The 23,209-nt window shown below is 40.9% G+C and carries 23 protein-coding genes (1 of these 23 running past the window's edge); 14 read left to right on the top strand and 9 right to left on the bottom strand.

The genetic code is table 11. The features are described 5' to 3' along the window. Positions 1-36: 36 nt before the first annotated feature. The 3 genes from FHG67_RS17445 to FHG67_RS17455 all read left to right on the top strand — a co-directional run bounded on the left by FHG67_RS17445 (position 37) and on the right by FHG67_RS17455 (position 3,084). Complete coding sequence (locus FHG67_RS17445) at positions 37-1,107, top strand: sensor histidine kinase (RefSeq protein WP_004499307.1); 1,071 nt, start codon at positions 37-39, stop codon at positions 1,105-1,107. Continuing rightward, positions 1,094-1,765, top strand: coding sequence for a response regulator (locus FHG67_RS17450; RefSeq protein WP_002617930.1), 672 nt, complete (start codon positions 1,094-1,096; stop codon positions 1,763-1,765). Before FHG67_RS17445 ends, FHG67_RS17450 begins: the two co-directional genes overlap by 14 nt. A 659-nt stretch (positions 1,766-2,424) precedes the next feature. Continuing rightward, the gene (locus FHG67_RS17455) at positions 2,425-3,084 is read left to right on the top strand and encodes a DUF2461 domain-containing protein (RefSeq protein ID WP_004499317.1); all 660 of its coding nucleotides are present in this window, start codon (positions 2,425-2,427) and stop codon (positions 3,082-3,084) included. 176 nt (positions 3,085-3,260) lie between these two features. Here the strand turns inward: FHG67_RS17455 and colA are convergent, their stop codons facing one another. The 5 genes from colA to zapE form a co-directional block, all read right to left on the bottom strand. Continuing rightward, positions 3,261-5,930, bottom strand: a complete 2,670-nt coding sequence (gene colA, locus FHG67_RS17460) for a collagenase ColA (protein WP_036086299.1) — start codon at positions 5,928-5,930, stop codon at positions 3,261-3,263. 944 nt (positions 5,931-6,874) lie between these two features. Then, entirely contained in the window at positions 6,875-8,017 is a 1,143-nt protein-coding gene (locus FHG67_RS17465; protein WP_004499315.1) for an N-acetylneuraminate synthase family protein, read from the bottom strand. Between the two features lie 71 nt (positions 8,018-8,088). Then, the gene (gene panB / locus FHG67_RS17470) at positions 8,089-8,880 is read right to left on the bottom strand and encodes a 3-methyl-2-oxobutanoate hydroxymethyltransferase (protein WP_002617917.1); all 792 of its coding nucleotides are present in this window, start codon (positions 8,878-8,880) and stop codon (positions 8,089-8,091) included. Then, a complete protein-coding gene (gene folK, locus FHG67_RS17475; protein WP_002617948.1) occupies positions 8,864-9,313 on the bottom strand; it encodes a 2-amino-4-hydroxy-6-hydroxymethyldihydropteridine diphosphokinase in 450 nt (149 codons plus the stop codon). The genes panB and folK overlap by 17 nt, the downstream gene beginning before the upstream one ends. Continuing rightward, positions 9,310-10,167, bottom strand: coding sequence for an AFG1/ZapE family ATPase (gene zapE / locus FHG67_RS17480; RefSeq protein WP_002617962.1), 858 nt, complete (start codon positions 10,165-10,167; stop codon positions 9,310-9,312). The genes folK and zapE overlap by 4 nt, the downstream gene beginning before the upstream one ends. 311 nt (positions 10,168-10,478) lie before the next feature. Between zapE and fcpA the strand changes: the two genes are divergently transcribed. Next, positions 10,479-11,387, top strand: a complete 909-nt coding sequence (gene fcpA, locus FHG67_RS17490) for a flagellar coiling protein FcpA (protein WP_002617921.1) — start codon at positions 10,479-10,481, stop codon at positions 11,385-11,387. Positions 11,388-11,555: 168 nt separating this feature from the next. Then, entirely contained in the window at positions 11,556-11,957 is a 402-nt protein-coding gene (locus tag FHG67_RS17495) for a hypothetical protein (protein ID WP_004499304.1), read from the top strand. A 557-nt stretch (positions 11,958-12,514) separates the two neighbouring features. On the opposite strand, the gene FHG67_RS17500 is transcribed toward FHG67_RS17495, so the two are convergent. After that, the gene (locus tag FHG67_RS17500) at positions 12,515-13,621 is read right to left on the bottom strand and encodes a DNA alkylation repair protein (RefSeq protein WP_004499325.1); all 1,107 of its coding nucleotides are present in this window, start codon (positions 13,619-13,621) and stop codon (positions 12,515-12,517) included. Positions 13,622-14,385: 764 nt separating this feature from the next. Between FHG67_RS17500 and FHG67_RS17505 the strand changes: the two genes are divergently transcribed. The 9 genes from FHG67_RS17505 to FHG67_RS17550 all read left to right on the top strand — a co-directional run bounded on the left by FHG67_RS17505 (position 14,386) and on the right by FHG67_RS17550 (position 21,227). Next, positions 14,386-15,843 carry a CARDB domain-containing protein gene (locus tag FHG67_RS17505; protein WP_004500504.1) on the top strand — a complete coding sequence of 486 codons (1,458 nt, stop codon included), beginning with the start codon at positions 14,386-14,388 and terminating at the stop codon, positions 15,841-15,843. 657 nt (positions 15,844-16,500) lie between these two features. Then, entirely contained in the window at positions 16,501-17,397 is an 897-nt protein-coding gene (locus FHG67_RS17510; protein ID WP_004501035.1) for a hydroxymethylglutaryl-CoA lyase, read from the top strand. Further along, positions 17,394-18,332, top strand: a complete 939-nt coding sequence (locus tag FHG67_RS17515; RefSeq protein ID WP_142499866.1) for a TIGR02757 family protein — start codon at positions 17,394-17,396, stop codon at positions 18,330-18,332. Before FHG67_RS17510 ends, FHG67_RS17515 begins: the two co-directional genes overlap by 4 nt. Positions 18,333-18,640: 308 nt before the next feature. Continuing rightward, the gene (locus FHG67_RS17520) at positions 18,641-19,063 is read left to right on the top strand and encodes a hypothetical protein (protein ID WP_042678985.1); all 423 of its coding nucleotides are present in this window, start codon (positions 18,641-18,643) and stop codon (positions 19,061-19,063) included. Positions 19,064-19,072: 9 nt separating this feature from the next. Then, entirely contained in the window at positions 19,073-19,375 is a 303-nt protein-coding gene (locus FHG67_RS17525; RefSeq protein WP_004497260.1) for a hypothetical protein, read from the top strand. A 287-nt stretch (positions 19,376-19,662) separates the two neighbouring features. Continuing rightward, positions 19,663-20,010, top strand: coding sequence for a Zn-ribbon domain-containing OB-fold protein (locus FHG67_RS17535; RefSeq protein WP_142499867.1), 348 nt, complete (start codon positions 19,663-19,665; stop codon positions 20,008-20,010). A 110-nt stretch (positions 20,011-20,120) separates the two neighbouring features. Next, positions 20,121-20,540, top strand: coding sequence for a c-type cytochrome (locus FHG67_RS17540; protein WP_002617932.1), 420 nt, complete (start codon positions 20,121-20,123; stop codon positions 20,538-20,540). A 90-nt stretch (positions 20,541-20,630) separates the two neighbouring features. After that, positions 20,631-20,837, top strand: coding sequence for a hypothetical protein (locus FHG67_RS17545; RefSeq protein WP_002617915.1), 207 nt, complete (start codon positions 20,631-20,633; stop codon positions 20,835-20,837). 51 nt (positions 20,838-20,888) lie between these two features. After that, on the top strand, positions 20,889-21,227 hold the full coding sequence (locus FHG67_RS17550; RefSeq protein ID WP_002617940.1) for an STAS domain-containing protein: 339 nt from the start codon (positions 20,889-20,891) through the stop codon (positions 21,225-21,227). A 335-nt stretch (positions 21,228-21,562) separates the two neighbouring features. Here the strand turns inward: FHG67_RS17550 and kdsB are convergent, their stop codons facing one another. The 3 genes in view from kdsB to motB are tightly spaced (at most 40 nt apart) and all read right to left on the bottom strand, a layout consistent with a single transcriptional unit that may run on beyond the window. Further along, positions 21,563-22,303: a 3-deoxy-manno-octulosonate cytidylyltransferase gene (kdsB, locus tag FHG67_RS17555; RefSeq protein WP_004500496.1), complete on the bottom strand. Its 741-nt coding sequence runs from the start codon at positions 22,301-22,303 to the stop codon at positions 21,563-21,565. Beyond that, positions 22,303-22,827, bottom strand: a complete 525-nt coding sequence (locus FHG67_RS17560; RefSeq protein WP_002619749.1) for a flagellar basal body-associated FliL family protein — start codon at positions 22,825-22,827, stop codon at positions 22,303-22,305. The genes kdsB and FHG67_RS17560 overlap by 1 nt, the downstream gene beginning before the upstream one ends. Before the next feature lie 40 nt (positions 22,828-22,867). After that, on the bottom strand, positions 22,868-23,209 hold the final stretch of the coding sequence (motB, locus tag FHG67_RS17565) for a flagellar motor protein MotB (protein ID WP_002619768.1). It continues 486 nt past the right edge of the window; 342 of the gene's 828 nt are visible here — the last part of the coding sequence; its start codon lies off the right edge, out of view; the stop codon is at positions 22,868-22,870.

Below are 23,209 nucleotides of genomic sequence, written 5' to 3' on the forward strand. Positions count from 1 at the left end.
TTTCTTTGCAGCAAAGTAAGATTGTTTTAACCTCTTATGCCGGATCTAAAACCTAAGATTGGAAAAAGTCTCTTCCCTCCGGTTATTTTAAAGTCAGGGCTTTCGCCTAAATTTTTTCTCAACCTTCTCAAGGAAATTTCCCCTATCGTCGCAATCGACGATAAAAGGATAATTCTATTTGCCAACGAATCCTTTCGGAAAGAATTTGCAGGAAATTCTCGCAATTTGATGGGCAAAAATCTGTTTCGAATCTTCGGTCTCAATCCGACGGATCAAGAGGAAATGGAATCGAACATCAAACTTTCCAAAAAAGGAATGGTTCAGAACCAAGAATTCAAAAAACAAAAGATTTACTACGGTTATTCCGTGTTTCGCTTCGGGGAAAGTATAGGAATCATTCTTAAAAATATTACGGAAAATAAAAGGTTGGAAAGAAAAATCGCCAGCCTTCACACCAAACTTTTACAATCTCAAGAAGAAGAGAGAATTCGACTTTCCAGAGAACTGCACGACGGAGTCGGTCAGACAATTCTCGCAGCCAAACTCAACTTCCAAGCATACAATAGAAATCCAAAAGTTTACGGTGCTCAGTTCGATACCGGCCTTCTTTTAATCGATAAAGCGAGTCAAGAACTGAGAGATATCTACACGAACTTACATCCTTCCACTCTTCGGGAAATCGGTTTGGAAGCCGCGATTCGCGTTTTGAGTTCGGATTTGTTTCCGTCCATGGATGTGGAAGCCGATTTGGATCTTAATCTAAAGCCGGATCTGGAACCCACGGTCGCAAATCAAGTTTTTAGAATCGTTCAGGAAATCTTTCAGAATGTGATCAAACATTCTCAAGCAAGAAAAATCTATCTCAAGATTCACGTCAAAGGAAGACAGCTGTTTCTTGACGCAAAGGACAACGGAATCGGTTTCCAGGAAAAAAAAGCAAGAGCCAAGTCCCCCGGTTTTGGACTTGAAAATATCCGCAGAAGAGTAGAAGATTTAAACGGTAAATTTAAGATCGAATCCTCTTCGGGAAAAGGAACTAAATTTATCGTCCGAATTCCTTTAGAAAAAACAAAAACACATTCGCCAAAAAAATATGAAACCTACTAACACAAAAATATTCTTAGTTGATGATCACGCTATTCTCAGAGAAGGACTTAAGATGATCCTTTCCGGACAAACCGGATTTGAAATCTGCGGTGAATCCGGAGACGCTGAAAAGGCTCTGGACCAAATCGGCAGATTGAATCCCGATTTGGTAATTACAGACATTTCTATGCCAGGTTTAAGCGGGATCGATCTTGTCAAAAATCTAAGAAAGCATTATCCGAACATTCGGATCATCATTCTTTCCCGACACGACAACAGAGAATACGTTCAGAAATTATTGGAATTAGGAATCAACGGTTACGTTTTAAAAGACGACGCCGGTAATGATCTCCTTCGAGCAATCGAAGCGGTTCACAAAGGAGAAACGTATTTAAGCCCAGGAATCACCGCCCATTTCCTATCCGGCTTTGTAGGTTCCGGTAAATCGGGTGAAGAAAATCAAGACGCCAAAAAAGCGTTTTCCGTTCTTTCGGATCGAGAAAGGGAAATTTTAAAACTGGTAGCCGAAGGGAATTCCAACGAATCCATCGGTAAAATTTTAGGAATTTCTCCGGCCACCGTAAAAGTTCACCGAGCGAACATCATGAAAAAGTTGAATCTTCATAAGGTTGCGGATTTGGTTATGTATGCAATCCGCGCGGGTTTGATCGAATCTTAATCTTTTCCTACATAGCGTGAGTTCGGTATAACAAAATGCGAAAGCGATTCTATGTTGTGACCTGGCTGCCGATCCATAGAGAGGCAGCCGCTGAGTTATGCCGATCCATAGAGAGGCAGCCGCTGAGTTATGCCGATCCATAGAGAGGCAGCCGCTGAGTTATGCCGATCCATAGAGAGGCATAACCAACCCCACAAATTGAAAAGGTTTTTAGAATCAGAAAGATCAAAAACTGATATTTTTCAAGTGTTCCGACAAGAATAAGGCTTTTTACTTGCGAGAAGTATGACTTTCTGATAGAGAAAAATTCCACCCCCCACCCAAAAATCAGGGGAAACTCAGGCACAACGCTTCCTAAACTCAGTAAACACCTTCCTATGGGTCGGTGTTTAGGGCGCGTTGTGGGAACTAAGTTTCACAGAGGATTTGTCGGAATTCCGGCAGATTTATCTTCGGATCCAAGTAATTGTGGGTAAGGTTATGTTAGAGAGCGTTTTGCTGAGTTCAGGGAGTCGTTGCACTTTAGTTTCTTATTCGCCCAAACTTTCTTACGACCCTGCTCACATGAATGGGATCATTCAAAGAGCCCGGCTTTGTTGATTCATTTTTGACTTGATCGAAGAAAGATCGGACAAAATTCTTATGCGAAAGGTTTTTTCATGTTACGTCCATCCACTCTCGACTTTCTCAAAAAATTGGCCAAGAACAACAATAAACCTTGGTTGGAAAAGAATAAGGATCTATTTATTGAGGCTAAGGCGAACTTTGAAAATTTAATCACGGAATTGATCGTAGGATTAGCGAAATTAAACCCATCCTTGGCTGAAGTAGATCCAAAAAAATACATCTTTAGAATCCATAGAGACGTTCGTTTTTCTAAAAATAAAGAACCTTACAAAACTAATTTCGGCGCAAGCATAGGAGCAACTGGTAAAGATTTAGGGAAACCTCTCTTTTACATTCACGTTCAGCCGGGAGGAGAATCTTTTCTCGCCGGCGGTCTTTATATGCCGGATTCTCCCACATTGAAAAAAGTTCGCGAATATATATTAGAAGATTCTAAATCTCTAAAAAAAATAGTTCAGGAAAAAAAGTTTGTCAAAGAATTCGGCGGACTCGCGGATATGAAATTGAAAACGGCTCCGAAAGGTTTCGCCAAAGATCATCCCGACTTAGAATGGATTCAGTATACGAGTTATATCGTGGAAAAAAGACTGAAAGACGAAGACCTTCTGACACAAAATTTCATCAAGAATACGATTGAGTCGTATAAAATCCTGCAATCGTTTCTTAAATATCTGAACGACGCCCTTTCCTAAGATTACTATTTTAACGTGAGTTCGGCGTGATGAAGTTTCTGTAATGGAAATGGGGCGAAGGTATCATGTCAAATCGGTCTGTGAACGGAATCAACCGCTTAAACGGGGAATTTCAGAATATCAATCGAAACGGCTTCTTCATTCAAAAATAATTTGGACGAAGAAGCCGAAGCCATTTATAGACTACAAGTCGAAGTTGCAGTCAAATACTTATCACCGGTCGTCTGGTTTGGGATGACTGTCGTAATAGAATTTAAACCGCAGTTCATTCGTTTATAAAGAGGGGGTCTCATCATAAAAACTTCCGATTTCAAATCGTTGAATTGCCAGTTTAAAAACCGATACATTTCGTCATACGTCGCAGTTTTTGGAAACGAAATTGTGGCAATCGAAGAGTTACAAATCGTTCCTAACGTAGGATTTGGATTCGTGAAACAAGTGGAATTTACGCCGAATGTTGTATCTCGAAAATCCAATTGATCCTGTGTTGGACGCGAATAAGAGATCGGTGTTTGGAACGCCAGCGGTCCTTCACAAGAATAAAGCGCCAAAGGATAAAATTGATTCGAAGATTTGTTAAAATAAATCTCACCCATTCCGCAGCTCATACTTCCGAAATTGTTCACTCCATTGGTTTCCAATGTTGAAATCAAATTGTTAATTCCCGAATTCAATTCGGACCAAGCGGCAATCCAATCCGGACTCGAACGAAGACTTCCGGTTATCATACCTCGGCAAGAAAAACGACCGTTCATCCGGAATGCCGCAGTCGTACACTTTGCCAAATGTCCGGTGGAAGTCGTTCTAAAAATCGATTGAATGACAGCCGGATCATTGGTGGACAAATTTGCCAAATCCGGCGCTACGGTCACCGGGTTGGTAAGCGTATTTACATTCAAAACTAAAGAGTTCAAATAAGACTGATACGAAGTATTGAGCGACATATCCTGAGACATTTGAGTCACTAAAGAATCAAATGCCGCAATATTAGAATCGCGTAATGCTCGAATCAGATCTCTCAAAACATCCTTCTTGTAGGTATAGAGATACTGGAAAAAATTACCGGCATATCGGTAGAACTTGAAATCTCCGTAATGAGCCGTTACAATCTGTGAAACGTTCATTCTAGAAGAACCGTCATGTTGGATTTGAGAAACCAAGGCTTTACGCGGTCGAATTTCCTTTGGGGTACTACCGGCCAAAAATTCCGCGATCCCTTCGTCGAACCAAGTCAATCTTTCGTTCGCATAAACCGGTCCATGACCCCACATGCCGGGAATTATAAATCTCCCCACAAGGTAATGAACATATTCGTGGCGTAGCAGCTCTTCAAGGGTGTAAATACTTTCCGCAGAAGTGCGCTGATACGTATAAAACGACTTATCGCTTTCTATATAAATTCCACCATTGTTCGTAGCCATATCGAATAGAAAAGGATGATAAACCCGATAATCTCGCAACGATCCGTATATATACATCGAGATAGTATCTGTTGGATCCCCGGACACGGGAGCGAGAATTTCTATCAAACGAAAAAATTGAGATTCGACTTGTTTGAGAGCGTGATAGAGAGGTTGAATCGATGCGAGCGATAGAGGCGTGTAGACAACTTGAATACCGTCATCAAAAGAATAAGAATTCGGAAAGGCCACGGCCTTGAGTGAATTTTTAGTTGTACTCAAACAAATTTGTCCAATACTCAAATTCACACAATCTGAATTTTGAGTCACTCCTCTGACCGCCCAAAGATATGGTTCCGAAAGATACGGATATGTGCTTAGAGCATCGGTCAAAGCCAACGTAATCGTCGGTCGCCAAACAGGAAGGTATTTATAGATCGTATTTAAATCGTAGATGGCATTATCGATGATCCAAACTTGGGAATCCGTGTTGAAATTCGTATTCAAAGCTAATTCCGATAGTCTATCAATCAATACAGCATCTATACTCGCCAGAAATTGAGGAAAACTAGGATGAGTCTGACGAGATATCAAATTGAAAACGGCAAACAAGGCGTTGTTCTGCCAATAACTATTCGTCAATCTCTGCTGGTCTTGTAAAGTTATTTCAAAAAACGCGATGATATTGGAATAAACCGCATCTCCGATGCCTGCGTTATTCGCCGTTACAAAAAAGGAATGTAAAATCTCTCCGGCTTCTTCGGTCGGATCTAAGAAATTGCCGCTATTTCCAAAAGTCTGCAACGGATCGATCAAAGCTTGTGAGATCTGATTTTGATCGAATGGAAGGGATGGATAATAGGATTTTAAATAGAAGCCTGCCCAAAACATTCTGTACAATTGCAAAAACTTTAAATCATTCGTACCATTGTAGGAAGAAGCAAGATCGTTAAACTGTTTCACTACTGCAAGCATATTCGCTTGAGAATAAATCGAATTTGAATACTGGTCATAGTTCCAGGCAAAATTATCTATACAATCCAGATCATGCGTTCTCAAAAAAGAAACAAACTCATTCGGTTGTAGATTTGCAACAAAGCTTCCGATACATTCCGAAGTGATTATACCCTGTAGGGTCTTTTTTGAATGTTCAGGTATAGAAAATTCAACGGTTGGAATAAGAATTCTTTTTTTTGAATCCGTCCTTACGTCGAAGTTTAGGCTATTTTCTCTTTCTACTTGGTTAAATCCAAAACCTACCGGTTCGTTTAACGAAGCAACGCTTCTCGTCACTGATTTCATCGTAGGCTGCGTAGTTATTCCAAACAAAGTAGCCAAAAAATTACGATCATTCTTGGAACCGTTCGTTTGTTTGCCACATCCTAATAACGAAATAAAAATCATGCTAAAGATTAGCATCATCTTGCATCTTATACTTTTTATCACTTTTATGTTTTCTCCTAATTTCTTTTAAAACATTCGTGATTAAAATATTCTCAAGAATTTGAGAAAAAAAATATTTCATCATACTCATAAGAGAAAGCCATGATAAAACGACAAGACTCGTATGCCATTTAACACGAGTTCGACACAACAAATACGAAAGTGTTGGCCCCAACATAGTTTAGAAAAAACTATCTGAATGCTTTCCTATGGATCGGTGTTCAGAGAGTTGTTGTGTTCAGTTTCTTCGCCCAATTTACTTTCTTTAAAATAAAACTCGATGTTCTACGTATGGAATGACGGAATGACAAAGATTTGAAAAATAAAAGTTAAAATGACCTTTCTAATTTGCTACTGATCTCTATAAAATAGAGTACCGTTAATTTGAGCACAAATCCCACGTTTAGACGCGGAATTTTAGGCACTCTATTATGTAGAGATGAGTAAGAGGACATACTTCTTTCTAAGGTTAAAAGAGACGTCACATTCCTATCGGATCATCGTTTTTTCTAAAACTAAATTTTAGTAAACACACTTCATTTTCAATAAGACGTTTGGAGGAAATATCCCACTTCGTTTAACATTGTGACTGAAAAAGATAAAATTGCATTCAAACGATCCATTCAGAATAGAAGTTATAATTTTTTTCCAACTTTGTAAGAACTCTAACAAAATCCAGTGGCACTGAAAAAAACGTGTGAGCGGGGATCAGTGAGCCCGAAGGCACACAACTCGAAGCCGAGGGTAAAAAGAACATTCCATTTTCGGAATATATTGGCGAAAGGCACGCCCAAATAAAAAAGCGATCCTGAAATTTTAAGACCGCCTTTGCGAATCAAATATCGACTTGAATCCGGTATTTTCAAACAACACACATTCAATGTTTGCGTCTATTTTGGAAATACCTCTTAAGAATCGAAATCTTGACTTGTACGAAGTTCGCGCTTTTACTTACCCGATTTCCGTTTTACGAAATAAGAATCCACGTCATCCGTAATCGGACGAATCGCTTCCTCGTATTTCAAAATCGACTGAACCGCTTTTTCGTAGATGCTCATAAGAAGAGCCTGAGCCGCGTCGCACATCTGTTCCTTTCTGAATTCTTCCACGTGAAGAGTTTCGGTAATCGAACCGTCCGGATTAAACGGAAGAGAAGCGAGAAGATTGGCGATCACGATTTTGTCGTCGCCCGCAACGTGGGAAGGATCGTAGATCACCGGAAGAATTGTCTGATTCTTTACGTGAGTGATCACGTTCAAGTCCGGAGTATTTCTGCAGTAGCCTTCCTTGATAAAAAGGGTTTTGACCCCTCTTTCGCAGAGAACTATATTCAAATTTCCTTGATTAGCAATGTATTCTGCGGCGGAAAACCATTCCACAGCTTCGTTTCCGAAACCGCGCTTTAAAATTACTGGCCTTCCCGTTCTTCCCACCGCTTCGAGAAGTTCGAAGTCTTGCGCGTTTCTGGTTCCGATCTGAATCATGTCGGCGTGTTTTGCGACTTCTTCCGCCATCGTATGATCCATAACTTCGGTCACGTAAGGAAGACCTGTCTCAGTCTTTACCTTATCCATCAACTCGATTCCTTCCCAACCAAGACCTCTCCAGTCGGTAGGACGAGTGCGAGGTTTAAAAGCTCCGCCCCGAAAGATGATTCTATCTAGGATATTGTATTTCTTTCCGAGTTCGACCGCTTGTTTTGCGATCGTCAAAGTTTGCTCGTAGGTTTGAGGAGAATCGGGTCCCACGATAAAGATATGTTTTCCCGTTCCGAACTTACGAACCAGTCCGTCCGGACCTTTGACTTCCACGATTCTCGTTTCTCTGTGAACCACTTCTCCGTTTTTACCGGCGGCTGTTTTTGCGATGTTTTTATAGGGAATGGACACGTTCCAGATTTTTGCGACCCCGGGGAGTTCTTTGACATAGCCTTCTTTTTCGGAAATTTTACGGGTATCGCCTATGAAATGAATCGTATCGGATACCGCCGCGCCGCGGATGATTTCGGTTTGATTCCCGCATTCTTTTGCCAGATCTTTGATTTTGTTCTCCGTTTCCGGATGGCCTTTTTCTAACTCGACTATGTCCACACTTCACTCCAAACGGGAGATTCTCCCTTAGTTTACAAGCTTCTATTGTTCTCATTATCGTCAAGAATTCGTCAGAAACTATGATCTTTCCCGGGAAACTCTCCGGATTTTACTTCGTTGTTATAAGTCCCGACGGCGTCCTTTACGATCGAATGCAGATCGGAAAACTTCTTCAAAAACTTGGGTTGGAAATTCGGATCCGTCCCGAGAAGATCGTTCAACACGAGAACCTGTCCGTCGCAATCCGGCCCCGCTCCGATTCCGATGGTAGGAACACCGACTTGTTCGCTTACTTTTTTTCCGAGGTCGGCCGGAATCATTTCCAGAACGATGGAGAACGCTCCCGCAAGCGCGACCGCCTCGCGGAGAAGTTTCGCACTCGATTCTTCCCCTTTGCCCTGAATGCGATGACCGCCGAATACGTGAACGCTCTGCGGAGTCAAACCGAGATGCCCCATGACCGGAACTCCGATCTGTTTGAGAATGGCGACTAACTCGCAGATAAAATCCGATCCGCCTTCTATTTTGACGGCGTCGCAATCGGTTTCCTTCATCATTTTTCCGGCGGAACGAATTCCTTCTTCGATCGAAGTTTGATAACTTAAAAAGGGAAGATCCGCGACGATGAATTTGTCCGGCGCGCCTCGACGAACCGCTTTCGTATGATAGATCATTTCTTCGAGCGTAACCGGAAGGGTGCTGGAATTTCCCTGGAAAACCATTCCGAGAGAATCGCCCACGAGAATCGAATCGATTTCCGTTTCGTTTAGAATTCTCGCGAAACTGAAATCGTAACACGTAACGACGGAAATTTTTTCTTTCCCTTTCTTTTCCGGAGAAAAGATCTTATGAACGTTTTTCATATTCGTCTCCCGTAAAGTGTTCGTATAAAGAACTCTCACCGATTGATTCCAAAATTTCTCGAATAAAAGGACGAGTAAAAAGAGAATGATGGGGAAGATGCAAATCACGCGTACGCATTGTCACGACGTCGTATGTAAGAATATCGATGTCGATTTCTCTCGGCCCTTTTTCGATTTTTCTCATTCGGCCCATTTCCTTTTCGATGCGCAGAGCGACTTCCAAAAGTTCTTCGGGAGAAAACGTAGTTTCGATTTTCAAAATCTGATTGAGAAAATCCGATTGATCCGTAACTTCCAAAGCTACGGTGTTCAACGGTTCCGATTCTTTGATCACTTCGATTCCGATCGTATTCTTCAATTTGCGGACTGCGATTTTTAAAAACTCGGCTCGGTTTCCGAGATTGGACCCTAAGGAAAGAAACGCTTCTTTCATCCTCTTCCTCCGGATTCCGAAAGCTTCAAACGATAGTCCGCGCATTCCAAATGAATTTCTTGTGTCATTTCTCGAAGCCTGGAATAAATTCTTCCTTCCGCCTTGTCTTTCCATTCCGCCGGAGAAGTGTTCGAAGTGAGAATCGTGAGTTTCTCCTGTTCGTATCTCGCGTCGATGAGATCGTATAATTTCGAATTCGACCAATCGGATTCTTTTTGAACTCCGAAATCGTCCAACACCAATACTTCGACTTCCGCGAACAAGGTTTCGATCGTCTTTTCCATTCCGTGCGTTTCGGAATCTTTCTGATAGGTTTCGCGTAACGTGTTTAAAAAATCCCGGTTAATCTTGGCGTATTTACAGTTCGTTTTATATCGGAAGATCAATTCGTTTAATATAATGCAAGCGAGAAGCGTTTTTCCCGTTCCCGGTCCGCCCCAAAGATACAATCCCTGAGAATGTAGATTGGAATCCGACCAGCGGTTTACAAGATCGTTCGCCCAATCGTGAGCGATCGTAAAGGAAATTCCCACATCCGCGCTGTGATCGGCTTGATCCAAAGTTCTATATCGATACTTGGGAGGAATACCGGACTTTTTGAATATAGTTTCGAGATGGCCGAGTTCCATTCTCGCGTTGTGACAAACACAAGGAACCATTTTACCGAGGCTTTCGTCGTAAACTCTCCAAGGTGGTTTGCCTTGGCAGGGACAATTCTCCGAAATACAATGACAAATAGAAAGTACACCGGAACTGTACCCGGCAATATGTTCGATGAGTGTAAAACCCACTCCCCCGCACTGAGGACAGTTGGGAGCGCCTTCTTGAACGGGTGTGTATTTCTTGAGAATCATAGAACTAATTCCAGTTTTTTCACCAAAAGACAGAAGGAAAACCTTTTATAAAAGAAGAATCTGCTGGAAAAATGCGGGGAACAAAAGAAAGTAGGAACTTGCTTTTTCGATGTGGAATTCCGACCAAAAGAAAAAGGTTTTGCCCAAACCGAGAAAAACGACTCTTATGTCGCCTATTTGGAAGAAAGCAGAAAAAAAATTCGTTCCGAGTTTATATCTCGGATGCGAAATCCGATAGTTATACAGGAGAAAAGGCACAGGATGTACCTTTTTTCTAATACCATTGAAAGAGAAGTAAAAGGTGTGAGCATATGAAGGTGATGAAAAGCATATTCATTCTTCTGGCCGTGCTGGGACTCAACCTGTCTGTTTTAGCTCAGACCGGTAATCAGCCAGCCCCAGCCAACAATGAAGCGGTAGAAAAAATTGATGAGCTGTTAAAAGGCGAGTTGGTTCCCGAAGACGATGACAAGAACCTCACGGAAGAGCAGAAGCGTCGTAAAAAAGCAATCCAGGAACAAGAAGCTCTGTGGAAAAACCCCGATTTTAAGGGTTATGATAAGAATTTCCAAGAACTCCACCAGCTCTCCAAGGCATTCGCGAACAACAAATTTAGATTGGCATTATCCAACTACCAATCGGGAGTGAACACGGTTCTCAAAATGAGAGAATCCGTCGAACAATACCGCAAAGAAGAAGCGGAGAAAAAGCGTCTCGATGAAAAGTGGTATTGGCAAAAGGTAGACCGCAAAGCGAGAGAAGACCGTAAAGTTTCTCACGACAAACTCGTTGCGAAACAACAGGCTCTGAACTATTTCACTAAGGCGATCAATCATTTAGATGAAATTAAAAACCCAGATTTGAGAGAAAGACCGGAGTTCAAAAGACTTCTTTCCGACACTTATAGATCATGGATTCTCACTGAGTATGATTTACAAAATCTTCCGCAGTGTATCCCCATTCTCGAACTTTATATCGAAATCGATGAAAACGAGAAGGAATATCCCGCTCATAAGTATCTGGCAAGTTGCTACGCTTTCGAAGAGAACATGATCAAAAAATACGGCGGGGCATCCGAAGACCAGATGTTCAAATACCGTTACAAGAAAAACGTTCACCTTCTCAGAGCAACCGAGCTGAAATACGGCAAAGACTCTCCGGAATACAAACACATCGTAAACCTCGTAAACAAGGACGAAGTGATTTCCGTAAGACCGTAACCTACTCTCTTTCAAACGAAATGAAAATAAGACCCCGTTGATTTTCAGCGGGGTTTTTTATTGCGATAATTGTATTTTGGAAAAGAGACTGAATTCCAAATTTTACGTTTTATTGATAGACACGATTCGAATCATAATTTACGTTTTTCCGTTAAACGAGGTTCGATTATGCTTCTGCCCGAAAAGATACTTATCATCGCAGGCGTTTTGAATTTGGCTTACGGAAGTCTCACCGGTTTTCCGTATGCGCTCGCAAGGAAGAAAGCCGAATTTCCCTCGCGTTATTTACAGGCGGCGCATATCGGTTCCTTGATGCAAGGTGCCATGCTATTGGGATTGGTGGTTGCGTTTCGATACGTAAATTTATCCGAAGTACTCGCTTTGACCGGCGCGTCCTTCTTTGCGATTTCTTCCCTTTTCTTGGCGCTTAAGGACACGGTTAATTGGCTTCAAGGAATTAAAGACGAATTTCAAGAAAATCCTATATTAGGAAAATCTTTAGGAACGATCGGCGTTATCGCCAATTTAGGCGGAATTGTCGTGATCTTTTATGGAGTATTGCTTACTTAATGATCTCTACATAATAGAGTGTCTAAAATTCTGCGTCTAAACGTGAGATTTGTGCTCAAATGAACGGTACTTTATTTTACGGGAATCAGTAATCTTAAAAACGAAACGAATTTTTGCGTTCTATCGGATTTTATTCCGGGAACTGATTCGGGCGTTCCTGCTCACACTGCCTCGAACAAAGAAAATTTCAGAAAAAATCGCAGGCCCGGGGGCTTGTTTCGCGCTCCGGCTAACGCCTGCGGTCGTCTCGCTTTGCGAGTCGACTGCTTCGCACGCTTCACATCCCTAACGCGCCGGAATCATGAATGTTTTGAAGAAAAATTAAAGTAAGAACTCCTGCAAACCCCAATCCTTTACAAATCCACTTCGTTTCGCAAGAGTTCGTTCCTGCACAATCCTCCAACAACTTTGAATTTTTGCACGGATACGGATTTAGGTCGATTTGTATGAGTTCCTACAAATTACGTCGCCTATACAAACGATCGCCAATCCGAAAATTTACTTTTTCTGTGGTAGTCCTACATTCGAAAAATATTAACAAATCCTTACGCCGCCCCTTAACGGACGACTTTAAAATCGAATTTCGATTTTAAAATTCCGTTGATATGAATTTCCAACGTATGTTTACCCGGAACATGAATCCTGGTTGTCATCTGTTTAAAAGATTGTTTCTTATTGTACGAAACCGATTCTTTCGGTTGAAACGTTCTTTCTTCGATTTGAAACACCTTTCTCGAAGTTTTACCGGATTCCTTTGCATAATGAATCTTGTATTCGATTCTGAGACGGCTCGGTTTTGTATCCAAGGATTGAACTTTAAATCCGAAAAAAAGATCTCCTCCGATTTTAACCGTTTGCGATTTCAGTTTTAAGTTTAGAATTTTTACATTCACCTTGGAACCGAAACCGAAAATTTTCATCGCTCGGGGATTTCCTTCTTTTAAAAGACCGCGTAACGCGTGTTTTAAAAGAGAGTCCCTTTCACTCGAAAAACCCGCCCATTTTTCCGCAATACCGAGAATCAACTCGGGATGATCTTTGGAAATATCGTTCAAATGATTCGCAACGCTTCTGCGAACGACTTCGTCTACGTCGTCTTTTAGATTTTCAAGAATCGGAAGAGTTTTATGTGGATCTTGTTTTAAACTGGGAATCCCCATTCCCCAAGGAAGTCGCGGTCTACTTCCTTCGGATGCAAGACGTCGCACATCGGCGCTCTCGTGCAAAGACCAATCGAACATCTGCTTCCAAGTAAGCTCGGGATGTCGGATTAAAAAAGGGCGAATCGAAAATTCACAAGAGATCAATTGTGTGATTCTTTCAAAGGCGATCATGGATTCGTTCGGATAATCGATCCCGAGAAATTCAACGGTATCCCCTAAGAAAATCGTGAGAAAAACTTCTTTCCCTTCGAACTTCTTTTGGAGAGAATCCGTAATTTTGAGCAAAGGTTTTAAGGTTTTAGGAAACGGTTTCGGTAAATCTTCCGCCAAGACTTCAGCAACTCTGCGAATTCTTTGTTTGAGTTCGAGTTGTTTCCAATCTTTTTGTTTGAATCGTTTGATCCATTCTTCCGAAGAAACGGAAGAAATTTCTTTCGAAAAAGAATCGGCGATTTTTCGTAACGCGGTTTCGGTATAAAGATCTTTGAGTAACCCAGCCATTTGAGAATTCCTACTCTGTCCAGTATTTTAACAACGTCGATTTTAATCGTTCCGACAAACGAAATCGTAAAAAGGAACTTGCCAGTCGAATCGAAATCCGATCTCGATTCAGGATTTCTTGTTAGAGCGTGTCCCAAAAACCTCTAAAAGCATTAAACCAAGCAAAAGTGCGTTCGACAGTCCGTCTAAAAGGTTTTAAGGGTAATCTTTTCGGTTTTATATCTTAAGCACCTTCCCCCAAAACCTGAAAAAAGATCAGCTTCAGCAAGCTCGTAATAAAACGCAATAGTTTTTATAGATTACGTCTCCTCTTGGTAAAAATTTATTTTAGGGAACCTCGAACAACGGATTTTATCGTTGTTAAATTTCCATTACCGATTCCCACATAATAAGAACTCCAAAAATTCCGCTTTTAAACGGAAGAGACTTGGCCAAAGCCAACGTTACTCTTTTTTATATAGAAGTTTAAGAGCTCCGCATTGATAAGCTTCTAATACAATTACAAAATACTTTGGGCAAATGTTGCTCTTAACTTGGATAAAGGAAATTTTAATTTTTTACTCTGAAAAAGAATATATTTGAGATATAAAACTTCCTTTTGAGTGCACGTATCGCTTCCTTGTAATGATTTTTTAGGGATAATTTCAAAATTTATATTCATTTTCTCTAAGTTTTTGGATTAAGTTATAACTTGATTCATTTTCTCTGACTTAAAAAGCAAAAATGAAATGTTTATTTATTTGTGAATTTTTGAGGAGATAACAATGAAAGAATTCTTATGGAAGACGATAACAACCACTCTCTTTATCTTATGTTTAACATCGTATTGTAACGGAGAGAAAGGAGCCGACAATTCGTCCTTGTTGCTACTTTTAAGCCCTCAGCAATCTTCAGGTGTGAATGGTTTAACCAATTCCGATATCGCGGCTGATTCAGACGCTCAAGTAGTTTCGAATTTTGAGGATTTAAATGTAAATCAAGGTGAACCTGATTTGGTTCTTTTCGATCCAAATCTTAAAGCTTGGATCGATCCCGCAGACAACAACCAATGTTTCTTTCACTTTACCTTAAAAGTAAAAAATAGAGGAAATGGCGTTTTCAATCCGCATTCCAAATTTGCACCGTCTGTCGAATCAAAACCCAACGTAAAGCCAGATCATAGGATAGGAAACGCCATTGGAAATTTACGCCCTGGGGAAATTCAAAACTTATCATTCCTCTCCAGATACCATATTAGAAGTATCGTAGACCGGAATGGTGAATTAAAAATTCGATCCGAATTTATTGGTGTGACCGACGGTTCTAAAACAGATAGTCAGTCCGCGTTTGCTTCCACTTTTGATTGCGGGGCTAAGCCCACCGAATCCGGTTCTCCGGATCTGATCGTCGCTCTCAACGGTGTAACCGAAGTGAAACCAGGAGAAGACATTTCTCGGAAATTAAAGGTAGAAGTCTCCAATATAGGAAATTCGCCGGCAAATGGAAGTCGCCCGGGTAATGAAGGTTACATGGTGGATCTCATATTGTCCAAGGACACGATCGTGCCCGAAGGATATGCTCCTTATTCTCCGGATTATCAGGAAGACGGTTTGTTACGCGGCGGAAGAATCAGTAACACTCCGGATCTAGCAGCGGGCGCTAATGTACTTGTAAGCGAGGGTTCTAACTTCATTCCTAACAATGTTCCATCGGGTAATTATTTTCTTTGCGCAAGGGTGGATGTCGGATCCAAAGTAACTGAGTCGGATGAAAAAAATAATACGGCTTGCATTCCGATTAAGGTTCAATCCAACGAGCCGCAACCGGATTTGATCATTCCACGAGCATCCATCTACCCAAGCGGAATGAAGTGCAGAGCAGGGAAACCTATGATGTTCATTACCGCCGAAGTAAAGAATATCGGAAAAGCGCCGAGCCCACAAAATTTAAATGTCGGCCTCATAAACGCGTTGGATACAAACGGAGAAATATGGGGAAAAGGGAATGGAGTTTGGGGAAATGGAATAGGACTCGAATCCGTCGAACCAGGGGAGACGGTTACCGTAACGTTCCCGATTTACTATCTAGTGAACGAACCTTCCTATATGGAAGGAAAGCACACCTTTGATTTAAAAGTCAATCGCGGAAATTGGATTGAGGAATCAGATCTTAAAAACAACGGGTATAAAAAACTTTTGGAGATTACGATTCCGGAAGGCTATTGTGAAAACCATCCGGGTTGATCGTTTAGAAAATTTGATTTGAAATCCTGTCATCGGGCTCGGGATCTTATCTCGGCCCGATGTTTTTTATTTTTGAAAAAAGCATTCAAACAAAAGACTATAGCGCATTCCTATCAAACTTGCCACCGCCATTTTTAAGGATGAAATTCTATGGATTCTTCGATCTGACGCTCCATGAATCAGCCCGATCGCCAACAAACGTGTCGCGGAAGATTTCAGGAATTGCGAAAAAACGGATGAACCGTCGATAGAATTTTAGAAACGCGGACGCCCTTTTCCATCATCTTGCAAATCTTACCATCAAATCACAAAGCAGATTCCTTTCAATCACCAAGCGGGCTCATATACGCGATTATATAATTTATAGTTTAAATAAAAGAAATTCTAAGTCTTACTACTCATCCCTACATAATAGAGTGTCTAAAATTCTGCATCTAAACGCGGGATTTGTGCTAAAATCGGCGGTACTCCTTTATGTAGAGATCAGTAAAACCTAATTTCAAAAATACCTTATTTAAAACGACGATTCCGATCCTTCTCAAATATTTTCGAGATAGGTTTTAGACAAATGACGGCTTGGAGCAGGCTTTGGTAATAGGCAAAGAGCCAGGATATTTAGCTTGCCGACTTTCCATACAAGGATCGGATGATAGGGAAATGGAAATAAAAATCACGGAAGTAGGCCCGCGCGATGGACTTCAAAACGAAAAACGTGCGGTATCAACAGAGATCAAAGCGGAATACATTCGACGTTTGGTTCAAGCGGGTTTAAAAAATATAGAAGCTACGTCTTTTGTAAAAAAAGAATCCATTCCTCAATTGGCGGATGCTTCGGAACTTTCCGCACTTTTGGATCTAAACGGAAATATTCATTATTCGGCACTGACTCCGAACATAAGAGGTTATGAAGCCGCTAAAAACGCAGGCTATAGGGAAGTTGCAGTTTTTACGGCGGCTTCCGAATCATTCACAAAAAAAAATATCAATCGAACGATCATGGAATCCATCGACGGATTTAAAGAGATTTTCAAACTTGCGAAAGATGACGGTATCCGAGTTCGAGGTTATGTTTCCACCGTGATCGATTGTCCCTATGAAGGTAAGATCGATCCGAATAAGGTTCTAAACGTTTCCAAAATTCTTCTGGATTTAGGCGCTTACGAAATTTCTCTCGGCGAAACCATAGGCACGGGAGTTCCCGCAGAAGTAGAAGTATTATTAGAATGTCTTCTTAAAGAAATTCCTGTTAACAAACTTGCAGGACACTTTCACGACACCTACGGAATGGCGATCGCAAACGTGGAAAAAGCTTTTTCAATGGGACTTCGTTCTTTCGACTCTTCTTCGGGAGGTCTGGGAGGATGTCCTTACGCCAAAGGAGCCGCCGGAAATTTAGCTACTGACGATTTGGTATATTTTCTAGAAAAATCGGGAATCCCTACGGGAATCGATCCCGACCTTTTGTGGGAAGCGTCTGCTTTTATGGAAAAAGCTCTTTCGAGAGAACTACAATCAAGAACTTATCTGGCAAATAAAAAGAAAAAAGAATCTTGAAACACCCTTCTCAAAGAATCAAACAGGTTCTGAAAAAAATTTTCTTAGAATACCAAACACCCCAGTATCTCAAGTCGGATCCGATAGAGTTTCCCCATTCCTACTCGGATCTTCAAGACCGGGAAGTTTCCGGATTCATTTCCGCTTTATTCTCCTACGGAAACGTCGTCTCAATCAAAGAACATCTCAAAAGACTCTTCGCACTTTGCGGAAACTCCCCATATCAATTTCTTTTAAAAGAAGATCTCAAATACATCCGGAATGAACTCAAATCCTATCGCTTTCAAAAACCGGCAGACATATATCTTTTTTTACAAACGATTCAAAACAAACTCCAAAAAACAAAAGATCATAGACTCGAATCGCTTTTTTCCATGCCCCAAGAAGGAGAATTCAAACTCTCTACAAAAGATCAAAAATCGTTTACGGAGGGAGGAACTTTAAGACGAAGAATCCTTGCTTTCCAACTTCGGTTTTCGGAGGAATCCAGAAAGATCAATGAAAAACAAACGGAAAGTTACGGATATAAGTTTTTAATCGGACAAGGAGTTCGAACGACTTCCCTAAAAAGATATTCCATGTATCTTCGATGGATGGTTCGAAAAGAATATCCGGATTTCGGAATTTATACCACAATCTCTCCTTCGGAATTACAATTTCCTTTGGATATTCACATTCAAAGAATTGCAAACGTTTTACAGATAGGTTCCCGTCAAACACCGGATTGGAAAAAAGCCGAAGAAATCACAAATTTTTTCCGGGAAATTTTTCCGGACGATCCGGTCAAAGGCGATTTTGCCCTCAGTCGATTGGGAATCCTGAAAAAATGCAAATCAATGTATGATAAGGAACTCTGCGAAACCTGTAGAATCAATACGATTTGCAAAGTCTATGAAAATAAATTCCTTAAAAAAACGAAAGGCTCAAGATCTTAATTCGGTCCGCCGTAAAGCTTCCGATTCAACTTGCATCATACTCATATCTACATAATAGAATGTCCAAAATGCTGCGTCCAAACACGGGATTTGCGCTCAAATTAACGGTATTCTATTTTATAGGGATCGGTAATATTGCAAACACAGACAGATTAAAAATACAATTTGATGCTAATGATCTAGTCGCATTAAAATATCGGTTGTCATGAGTTTGATTCCCTAACGATCAGAAATCGATTTATTTCTTTCGAAACAATAGAACGAAAAAAGTATGGATTAAATTGAAAGCTTATTTAGATTTGCAGAATATGCAGATATGTAAAGATTGGAATGTCGAAGACTACTTAAAAACGAATGAGCGCAAAAAAATTCCGTTTTTAATCAGAAAACACCTGAACGAATGTCAAAAATGCCAAACAAAGATTCTCGAATATTCCAAATCATATACGATACCCGAGTTTTTCTTCGGTCGGCCCTTTTCTAAACAGAAACTTCTTTGGTTTGGGGCAGAACTGGCAAATCTTGATGACTTGCATTCGCCAACAAAAGAGAAAAAAAAGAAAATCCGTTCGGAGATGGGAAATTTAAAGGAAGAATCTCATATCTCAAACTTAATTCAGAATCATACTAAGTTTCTCACGTTTTGTCATCGTTATAAAAAAGCTATTTTTATATCCGGCTACTTCGCTTTGCTTATACCTACATTACAACTCGCATTTCAGATTTTTTAGAGGACGTTTATGATAAAGTCAGCTCCGCTTTTCAGACAAAATAAATTCAGGACCTTTTTCATTCCGCTTTTGATCGCATTCTTACTCGGTGGCAGTTATTTTATCTTTTTGAAAGAATCCTGTAACGGTGATTGTAAAAACGGATTTGGGTCAAAGATTTATTGGGACGGAAAAAAATACATTGGTCAATGGAAAAACGGCGAAGCGAACGGATACGGCGTACTTGTCGCAAAAGATCAAAAAATTCTTTATAGTGGCAAATGGAAAGAAGGGAAACAAATCTCGAAAGAAAGTGATGTTTTTAAAAAATAAATAAAAGTCTATTTTTAGAAACTTGCCGGACGTTTAAAGTTTAGAGATATTTTTTGAATCAACCCCCGATTTGAATCTCAAAACGGTTCTATGGATTACGGGTGATTTCAATCGACACATTCGAAGAACCTTACGAATTAACACATTGAAATATTCTAATTTACATAGTGATAAAATACCAATACGAAAGCCAGCGGCCATCGGAACTTGGGAAACAAAATTCAAAGGGCTTTTGTGATCGACACTCAGGTTAGGCAATCGATGCGCGATTCGGAAAGAGTTTAAATATGTCTGAAACTATATTAAAAATCTTGAAAGGAAAAAAATGCGATTCCTGCGGTTTCCAAACGACGGAATCTTTGATCGCTTGTTCTCAATGCGGAAATTCCAAAATATCCGAAATTCGATTTTCAGGTAAAGGTAAGGTTTACACCTATACAGTAGTTCACGTAGGTTTCGGACACCTCGCCCAAAGAGCGCCTTATGTTTTGGCGGTTGTAGAGTTGGAAGAAGGAATCAAGGCAATGGGAATTTTAGAAGGAGAAGTTTCCGTAACCGAATCGGTAAAAATCGATCTTCCCGTTCAATTCCAAAGAGATGAGCCCGGAATCGGATTCATCTTTGGCCTCGTTTGATCCCCGAAATCCCGAGAAAAATCAAGCCCATGACATTTGTCTGACAAAAAAATCCTATCATGAATTTTCCTCACAAGATAAGCTGGCTTGCTAAATAGAGGTGATTTTCGATGAACTCCAAAAATATGATCCTTTCCATCGTTATCGCTCTTACCTCTTGGGTTCTTTTTTTGAACTGTGGAGATAAGCCCGAAAAACCGGTTGAAACAGCGTCCACTCCTACTGCAACGGAGTCCGCTTCAGCTCTCAGCCCCGAACTTCAAAAGGGACAGGAAATTTTTAACCAAAACTGCGCTTCCTGTCACGGAGAAAAAGGAGCGGGAGACGGAGCCGCTGCAGCAAGTCTCAATCCAAAACCTCGCAACTATAGGGCCCCTGCTTCGCAGTGGAAAAATGGGAATACAGAGGCGGGAGTTCTAAAAACTCTCAACAACGGAATTCCAAACAGCCCGATGGTCGCTTATAAATTCTTAGGTGATGAAAATCTCAAACTACTTGCAAAATATGTAGTTCATCTTTCTCAAAACTAAGATTTTCTCTCGGATCGGAAAACAAGAGTTTTCCGATCCATTTCTACTTTTTCGACTGGCGTTTTTCGACCCCTAATCTACATTATTCTTGTGAATTTAAACAATCCCTGTGGCGAAGACTGCGGAGTCAGCAGAACTTCTCCCAATAGTCGAGAAGAGAAAATATATTCCAAATTCGGTATCTTTTTGATTCTCTTCGGAATTTCATGCAAACCGAAGGCTGTTAAATTTTATTGCAAAAAATGCGGAAGACAATTTGACCAATTGTCCCCGACCGAACTCGGAAATTATGCGTAATTCGATTGACTTTCATAGAATTTAGCGATTTTTAAGTTGTAAAATTTCTTTATGCCAGACGATTTCAAAGTTTTTGTAGATCTTGCCGTCTCCATTCCGATCATCCATATCGAAGGGGAAATTACATCGGAGGCGGACGAGGAAATTCTAGGAAAATACGAATCTATCCCCCAAGAGAAACGAGATCGTGTAATTCTAAACTTTCATGGGACTTCTTACATCAATTCGGCCGGAATTGCGACCCTTATCAGCTTGATTACAAAAGCTTCAGAGGCGAACAAGAAGATTGAATTCGCAGGTCTGAATGAACATTTCAGAAAGGTAATGGATATTGTAGGATTAACGGATTTTGTTTTGATCCACAATTCTCTTCAAGAAGCCCTTAAGTAATCCGATTTACACCTAAAGAAATCTCCTATCTAAAATTTAGGTATTGTCCCCAAAACCCTTGATTGGAAATTTACGGATGTGTGGGAAACTACTATAGGAATTTAACAACGAAAAGGTTATTCCAAAAGCCCAGGAACTATCTATTTGCGGGAACCACTCCACTTTATCACAAATTTAGCGAACTCACGTTAAATAATTTCTTTCAATCTTGAGACAAGCGTTATATGACACTCCCAATCGGAGCAGTAAATATTTTTTGCTAAAAAATAAAATCAAATGTGGGATCGCCCACTTTTAGAAAAGTTTTTTCCAATTTTTCTAAATCAAACTAGAAGCTAAATAATCCATTTTCGTTTCTTAAAATCTTCAATCACAATTTCCAAATCAGCGGGAGTATCCACAGACAACCCCGCCTCTTGAGACAAATAAACTCCGATTCCATAACCTGCTTCGATCGCTCTGAGTTGTTCCAAAGACTCCGATTCTTCCAAATTACTTTTTGGAAGAGAATTGTATTTTAAAAGAAAATCCCGGTCATATCCGTAAATCCCCAAATGGCGATACAATGGAACCGCCCTTTTAAATTGGCTGGGAATCAAGGATCTAGAAAAATAAATCGCTTTTCCATTCCGATCGATGATTACTTTAACCCGATTGGGATCCTCACCATGAGAAAAATCGATTAAAGGAACCGCCGCCGTACTCATCTCCCATTCGGGATGAGAAGCTTTTAGACTCGCAACCCCGTCTATCAATTCCGGTTCGATTCCAGGCTCATCTCCTTGGATGTTTACAACTACGGAATATTCAGGAAATCGATTTGCAACTTCTATGATTCGATCGGTTCCCGAAATATGATCGGCCCTCGTCATTACGCTATTCCCGCCGAACGCTAATACGACATCGTGAATTCTAGTATCGTCCGTCGCGACTACCAGTTCGGAAAGAGCGGTAGACCGGGAAGCATTTCTATATGTCCATTCAATCATCGTTTTATCGCCTATCTTTGCGAGTGGTTTTCCCGGAAAACGGGAACTCGCATAACGCGCCGGAATCACGCCTAGAATTTTCCCCATCAGTTGACGATGAACTCCGTGAAGTAGACTTCTTGGATCTTACCTTCGGTAAGAATGTGGTTCACTTGCGCTTTAATCTCTTCCCTCAGATCCAATTGATCCTCAATGTTGATGAGTTCATCTTTTGATTTTCTACCCACGATTAAGTTAATCAAATCACGCATTTGGGCATTTCTTTCCGCAAGCTCGGCGGATAAGGTTTGATCTTCCTTCGCGATCCCGAAAGCAAGTTTCATCTTTACGAAATGAGCTTCTCCCTTGTCCGAAGTATTGATCCGAAATTCTTCCGTGAAGTTATAGTTCGCCAAAGGCGGAGGAGGTTTTACCAGCGCTACGTTCTTCTTCTCATAGAACATTTTCGTCGTCGTTTCTTTTGCAACGATCATCGAAATAATCGCAACAATTATAATTCCGAAAATGGCACCCGCCACATAAAGAAGCCATTTGATAATAGGCGATGTGCCACCTCCGCCTTCGGCTGCGGGGAGCCCGCCTTCTTCCTCATCTATTTCCGCGTCACCCATGGGTTTGCCTCCTGAATTTTGACGTTAGTCGTTCTTCCGATCACTCTTTGCCGGGTACACTCGACTCTGAGCCGGGAATTTTCGTTTTTGGAAGTCCGAAATTGGTTTCATAAGGACTTCTTTTGGTAGATTTCTCGGTCATAACCACGATATCGATCCTTCGATTATAAGCTTTCGCTTCGGGTGTTCCCGCATATTCGACCACCAAAGGACGAAACGCTCCGAAGCTTACCGCTTGAAACCAGGACGGGTCCAACTTTTCCACATTGATGATATAGTCCGTCGCATTGATCGCTCTCGCTCCCGCCAAATCCCAGTTATTAATGTAGGCTCTTTCCTCTTTCCCGGGCGCAACTCCCGGGTTGACAGCGTTCGCGTCACA

It is taken from the genome of Leptospira weilii (assembly GCF_006874765.1).
Lineage (GTDB): Bacteria > Spirochaetota > Leptospiria > Leptospirales > Leptospiraceae > Leptospira > Leptospira weilii.